At 70.2% G+C, this 5,107-nt stretch carries 5 protein-coding genes; 2 read left to right on the top strand and 3 right to left on the bottom strand.

Going from position 1 to position 5,107, the window contains the following annotated elements:
• Positions 1-336 precede the first annotated feature (336 nt).
• Positions 337-1,173 carry an aldo/keto reductase gene (locus OQF71_RS13745; RefSeq protein ID WP_280588362.1) on the top strand — a complete coding sequence of 279 codons (837 nt, stop codon included), beginning with the start codon at positions 337-339 and terminating at the stop codon, positions 1,171-1,173.
• Positions 1,174-1,208: 35 nt separating this feature from the next.
• On the opposite strand, the gene gfo6 is transcribed toward OQF71_RS13745, so the two are convergent.
• Together gfo6 and OQF71_RS13735 are read right to left on the bottom strand one after the other, a co-directional pair.
• Positions 1,209-2,309, bottom strand: coding sequence for a D-xylose 1-dehydrogenase Gfo6 (gene gfo6 / locus OQF71_RS13740; protein ID WP_280588360.1), 1,101 nt, complete (start codon positions 2,307-2,309; stop codon positions 1,209-1,211).
• Positions 2,310-2,402: 93 nt separating this feature from the next.
• Entirely contained in the window at positions 2,403-2,930 is a 528-nt protein-coding gene (locus OQF71_RS13735) for a redoxin domain-containing protein (protein ID WP_280588359.1), read from the bottom strand.
• A 159-nt stretch (positions 2,931-3,089) separates the two neighbouring features.
• Here OQF71_RS13735 and OQF71_RS13730 point away from each other — a divergent pair, with 159 nt between their 5' ends.
• Positions 3,090-3,638, top strand: a complete 549-nt coding sequence (locus tag OQF71_RS13730; RefSeq protein WP_280588363.1) for a VTT domain-containing protein — start codon at positions 3,090-3,092, stop codon at positions 3,636-3,638.
• 28 nt (positions 3,639-3,666) lie between these two features.
• Here OQF71_RS13730 and OQF71_RS13725 read toward each other — a convergent pair.
• On the bottom strand, positions 3,667-5,107 hold a 1,441-nt coding region (locus tag OQF71_RS13725), incomplete at its 5' end, for an acyl-CoA carboxylase subunit beta (protein WP_280588357.1).

The raw sequence follows: 5,107 nt of genomic DNA, 5'->3' as shown, positions 1-5,107 counted from the left end.
ACCGCCCCATCCGCCTCCCCTGCCCCGGCGGTGGGCCGGCGTGGGCGGGGCCGCGCCGGCCCGCCGCCTCCCTCGCACGCGCTCCTCGCACCCTGCGGGCGCTCGAAGGCGTGCGCCACCGCACCGCGTTCATTTATAAGCGATCGTCGCCGTCGCTCGTATCCTCTTAAATACTATTTCACTGCCGACGACTGTGACACCCACTCCCGCTATCGAACACCGCTATGTCCGTACTGACCGTAGCAGTATCAGAATGGATCACTCGCTGAGAGTTTCAACAGATCCGATGTTCCCCGACCGGTAGTTTCAATCGGCGATCCGCCGAACCCGTGACGTGTGACCGTTCCAACGAAGACGCTCCCGAGCGGCGCCGAGCTGCCGGCGCTCGGCCTGGGCACGTACGACCTCGACGACGACCAGACGGCCGAGAGCGTCCGCGCGGCGCTCGACGCCGGCTACGCGCACATCGACACCGCGGAGGGGTATCACAACGAGGAAGTCATCGGCGGCGTCCTCGCGGAGTACGACCGCGACGAGGTGTTCCTCACCTCGAAGGTGCTCGCGAAGAACCTCAACTACGAGTCGCTGATCGACTCCTGCGAGGCGTCGCTCGAACGGCTCGGCACCGACTACCTCGATTTATACCTCGTCCACTGGCCGAACCCCGCGATCTCGCTGCGCGAGACGCTCCGAGCGATGGCGGAGCTCCGCGATCGGGGGCTCGTCCGCGACGTGGGCGTCTCGAACTTCAGCGCCTATCAGCTCAGCTGCGCGCACCACGTCTCGGACGTCCCGATCGCGGTCAACCAGATCGAGTTCCACCCGTGGCTCCAGCGCCCCGACCTCGTCGACTACTGCCGCGAGTCCGACACCGTGATCGAGGCGGCGGCGCCGCTCGCGCGGACGGACGTGTTTGACGACGAGGTCGTCGCCGAGCTCGCCGACAAATACGACAGGAGCCCCGCGCAGGTCGTGCTCCGGTGGGCGGTCGACAACGGCGTGGTCCCGCTGCCGCGGTCGTCGACGCCGGACCACGTCCGGGCGAACGCCGACCTCGACTGGGAGCTCGACGCGGCCGACCGGCGGCGGCTCGACGAACAGGACCGCGACGAGCCGGTGTACGACACCCCGGCCCGCGACTGGACGAGCGACGTGTACGGGATCGAGCAGTAGGAGGGCCCGCGCTCAGCGAGCGACGCGGCCCGGAGTCACTCCGCGTCCTCGTCGAGCGTCACCGGGCGGCCGGTCTCGGCCGACTCGTAGATCCCGTCGAGGGCGCGCGCGTCCGCAAGCGCGTGCTCGCCGTCCGGGTGGAACGGCTCGCCCGCCAGCAGCTGGTGGCCGAAGTACGCGAACTCCTCTTCGATCTGGTGGACCTGGTCGAAGTCGACGTCGACGCGGGTGCCGTCGCGGACGACGGCGAACCCGCGGTCCTCCCGCTCGTAGAATGCCGGGTCTAAGAGTAGTCTGGCGTCCGTCCCGGTGACCTCCAGTCGGCTCGCGTGCTGTGCGTTCTGGCTCACCGAACACAGCGCGTCGACGCCGCCCGGGAACTCCAGCCGGAACGTGGCGTCCTCGTCGACGTCGGCGAACGCCTCGTGGCGCGTACGGGTCCGCCCGGAGACGCGGACCGGGTCCGAACCGAGTACGAACCGGGTCGTGTTGAGCGGGTAGACGCCGAGGTCCATGAGCGCGCAGCCGCCGGACAGCTCCGGGTCGAGCCGCCACTGGTCGTCGTCGCCGCCGAGCTCGCCGAGCATCGTCTGCGACATCGTCGCGTGCACGTGGACCACGTCGCCGGCGACGCCCGCGTCGAGGAGGTCGCGGAGCCGACGGACGGCGGGGTCGGTCTGCATCCGGTAGCCGACCATCAGCGGCACGTCGGCGTCGTCGCACGCCTCGACGAGCCGGCGCGCGCGGTCCGGCGTCGCCTCCAGCGGCTTCTCGCAGAGGACCGCCTTCCCCTGCGCCGCGGCGGCCCGAACGTACTCCAAGTGGGTGGCGTTCGGCGTCGCGACGTACACCGCGTCGTACTCGTCGGCGGCGGCACCGGCCCGGAACTCGTTCGGGGTGACGCCGGTCACGTCGCGCTCGGCGGCGACCGCCTCGACCGCGTCGGCGTCGATGTCGGTGACGACGGTCGCCTCGGTGTACGCCGACCGGGCGATGCCCGGCAGCGCCCAGTCGCGAGCGAACCAGCCGAGGCCGACGACGGCGATCCGAACAGGGTCCGTGACGGCCTCCGGATCGAGCGTCTCCCAGTCCCGGCGCGTGAACTCGTCGAGGTACTCCGCGAGAGCGGCTTCCATGTCGGGACGTCTGCGCGGGGGCGTCAAATAACTACGGCGACCCGTTCGACCAGCTACGGCGACCCGTTCGACGCCCTCACCACGGCCGGTCGTTCACCACGGGCCGTCGTAGTTCACTCGCGGGCGGTCGGCGTCGACGCCGAGGTCGCGGAGCGCCGCGGTCGCGTTCTGGACGGGCGAGGGGGACGGCCGGTCGAGCGCGTCCGTCGTCGCCTCGGCGAACCGGACGGTCCAGTCCCCGCCGACCACGACGGTCGCGCGGCGCGGAATCTGGGAGTGCCCCTCCCACGACTCCGCGACCAGGCCGTACGAGTCGGCGACCCCGCCGTGGAAGTCGGAGACGACGGGAAACGGGAGCTCGAACCGGTCGGCGTACGCGAACCCCGCGTACAGCGAGTCGCCGGTGAGCGCGACGACGGCGAGGTCGTCGCGCTCGTGCCAGCCCGCGTCCCGCACGGCGGCGAACTCGGCCGTGCAGGTGGGCACGAAGTTCGCGGGGGCGAAACAGAGCACGACCGCCGCGTGGCCGTCGACGACCCGGAACAGCTCCAGTTCCGCGGCCGTCTCGCCCGTGACCGCGGGGGCGATGAAGTCCGGCGCCTTGCGGCCGACGTCTATCATGGATGACACGTGCGGACGCGGTCGATAAATACCCACCCCGACCGCTCGGCGTCCATCGAGGGTGAAGAGATGTCGGATAATCGGATTAGACGTCTGTATGAGTGCTGAGAGCACTGCACACAGTGTAAGAGCTTTACGTGTAGCCGGCCGATGGAGAGCGTGTTCAGCGCTCACGCTGCGACCGCGCTCGCCCTCGTCGACAGCTACGGGGCCGTCGCGGTGTTCGCCGTGTTCGCGCTCGAAGGCGCTCTCGTCGGGAAGGTGCTCCCGGCGCGGACGCTGTTCGTCGCCGCGGTGGTCGCCGTCGGCGTCGAGGCGATCGCGGTCCTGCCGGTGTTCGCCGCGGCGGTGCTCGGCGCGACCGTCGGTCAGTCGGTCGTCTTCGTCGCCGTCCGCCGGTTCGACGCGGACCCCACGGCGCTCCCCCTCGTTCCGGTCAGCGACAGCGCGATCGACGGCGCGGGCCGCTGGTTCGACCGGTGGGGACTCCCCGCGGTGGCGGCCTCGAACGCGGTCCCCGGCACCCGCGGCTGGCTCGCCGTCCCGACCGCGAACGCCTCGTCCGTCTCCGCTCCGCGGTTCGCCGCCGCGTCGCTGGTGGGCTCCGCCGCGTACGTCGGCGCGCTGCTGGCGGTCGGGATCGCGGTGGCGCTCGGCTTCGGGAGCGCGGCCGAGCTCCTCGGCGCCGAGTGGATCGCGGCTTTATGAAATCGTCCGCCTCCCCGCCCGTCAGTTCTTAAATAACCGTCCCGTGTTTCTTGTCCGGCAGGTCCTTCTCCACGTCCTCGTAGAACGCGAACCGGGCCGCGAGCTCCTCGCGGAGCGTCGACGGGGCCACGATCTCGTCGATGACGACCTCGCTGGCCATCCGGTGAATGTCGATGTCCTCGCGGTACTCCTCGCGGAGCCGCGCCTCCGTCTCCGCGCGCTCCTCGGGGTCGTCGATCTCGGCGAGCTTCCGGGCGTAGACGGCGTTGATCGCGGCCTCGGGGCCCATGATACCGATCTCGCCGGAGGGGAGCCCGATCACGCTCTCGGGGTCGTAGGCGGGCCCGCCCATCGCGTAGATACCCGCGCCGTACGCCTTCCGGGTGACGACGGTCTGCTTCGGGACCGTCGCGGACGAGGTGGCGTAGATCATCTTCTTCCCCTTCTCCAAGATCGCGTCCTTCTCGACCTGCGAGCCGGCCATGAACCCCGGCGTGTCACAGAGGTATAACAGGGGGATCTCGTAGGCGTCGCAGGTCCAGATGAACTCGGCCGCCTTCTCGGCCGCGTCCGGGAAGATGGCGCCCGACCGCTCCGTCGGCTGGTTGGCGACGACGCCGACGGGACGCCCGTCGATCCGGCAGAACGCCGTGACTATCTCCGGGCCGTACCCCTCTTTCAGCTCGAAGACGGACTCCGCGTCGGCGACCCGGTCGAGCAGGTCGCGCACGTCGTACGGGCGGTTCGGCGACTCCGGGATCAGCTCGTCGATTCCCTCCGGGGAGAATGCGGGGGGCCTCGTCTCCCGTTTCGGAGGCTTCTCGCCGGCGCTGTCGGGGAGATAGCCGATCAGGTCGGCGACCAGTTCGCGGGCGTGCTCCTCGTCGCGGGCGACGAGGTCGGCGGAGCCGGACTCCTCGGCGTGGACGCGCGGACCGCCGAGGTCGGCCATCTCGATCTCCTCGCCGGTGACCATCTTCACCATCCGCGGCGAGGCGATCGCCATCGCGGACATCCCCTCGACCATCACCGTGAAGTCGGCGAAGACGGGGGTGTAGGCGGCGCCGGCGATACAGGGGCCGTACAGCACGCAGATCTGCGGGACCGCGCCCGACAGCATTGAGTGGTTGTAGTAGTACTTCCCGATCCCCTCGCGGTTGGCGAAGAAGCCGCTCTGCTGGTCGATCCGGCCGCCGGAGGAGTCCATCAGGTAGAGCACGGGCTGGCCCGTCTTCAGCGCGCGCTGTTGCATCCGGAGGAACTTCTCGACGCCCTTCGCCGCCATCGACCCCGCCTTCACGGTGAAGTCGTTGGCCATGAAGTGGACATCGCGCCCCTCGAACTCCGCCGCGCCGGTGAGCAGGCCGTCGCCCGGGAGCCGGTCGCTGCCGGAGTCGTCGCCGGAGTCGTCGCCCTCGCCCTCCCCGTCGTCGCCCTCCAGTCTAGTAAACTCAGAACCGAGCGCGCGG

Source organism: Halorubrum sp. Boch-26 (assembly GCF_029889805.1).
Lineage (GTDB): Archaea > Halobacteriota > Halobacteria > Halobacteriales > Haloferacaceae > Halorubrum.
The sequence above is the reverse complement of the archived record's forward strand: the minus strand, read 5'-3'. Positions and strand labels throughout refer to the sequence as shown.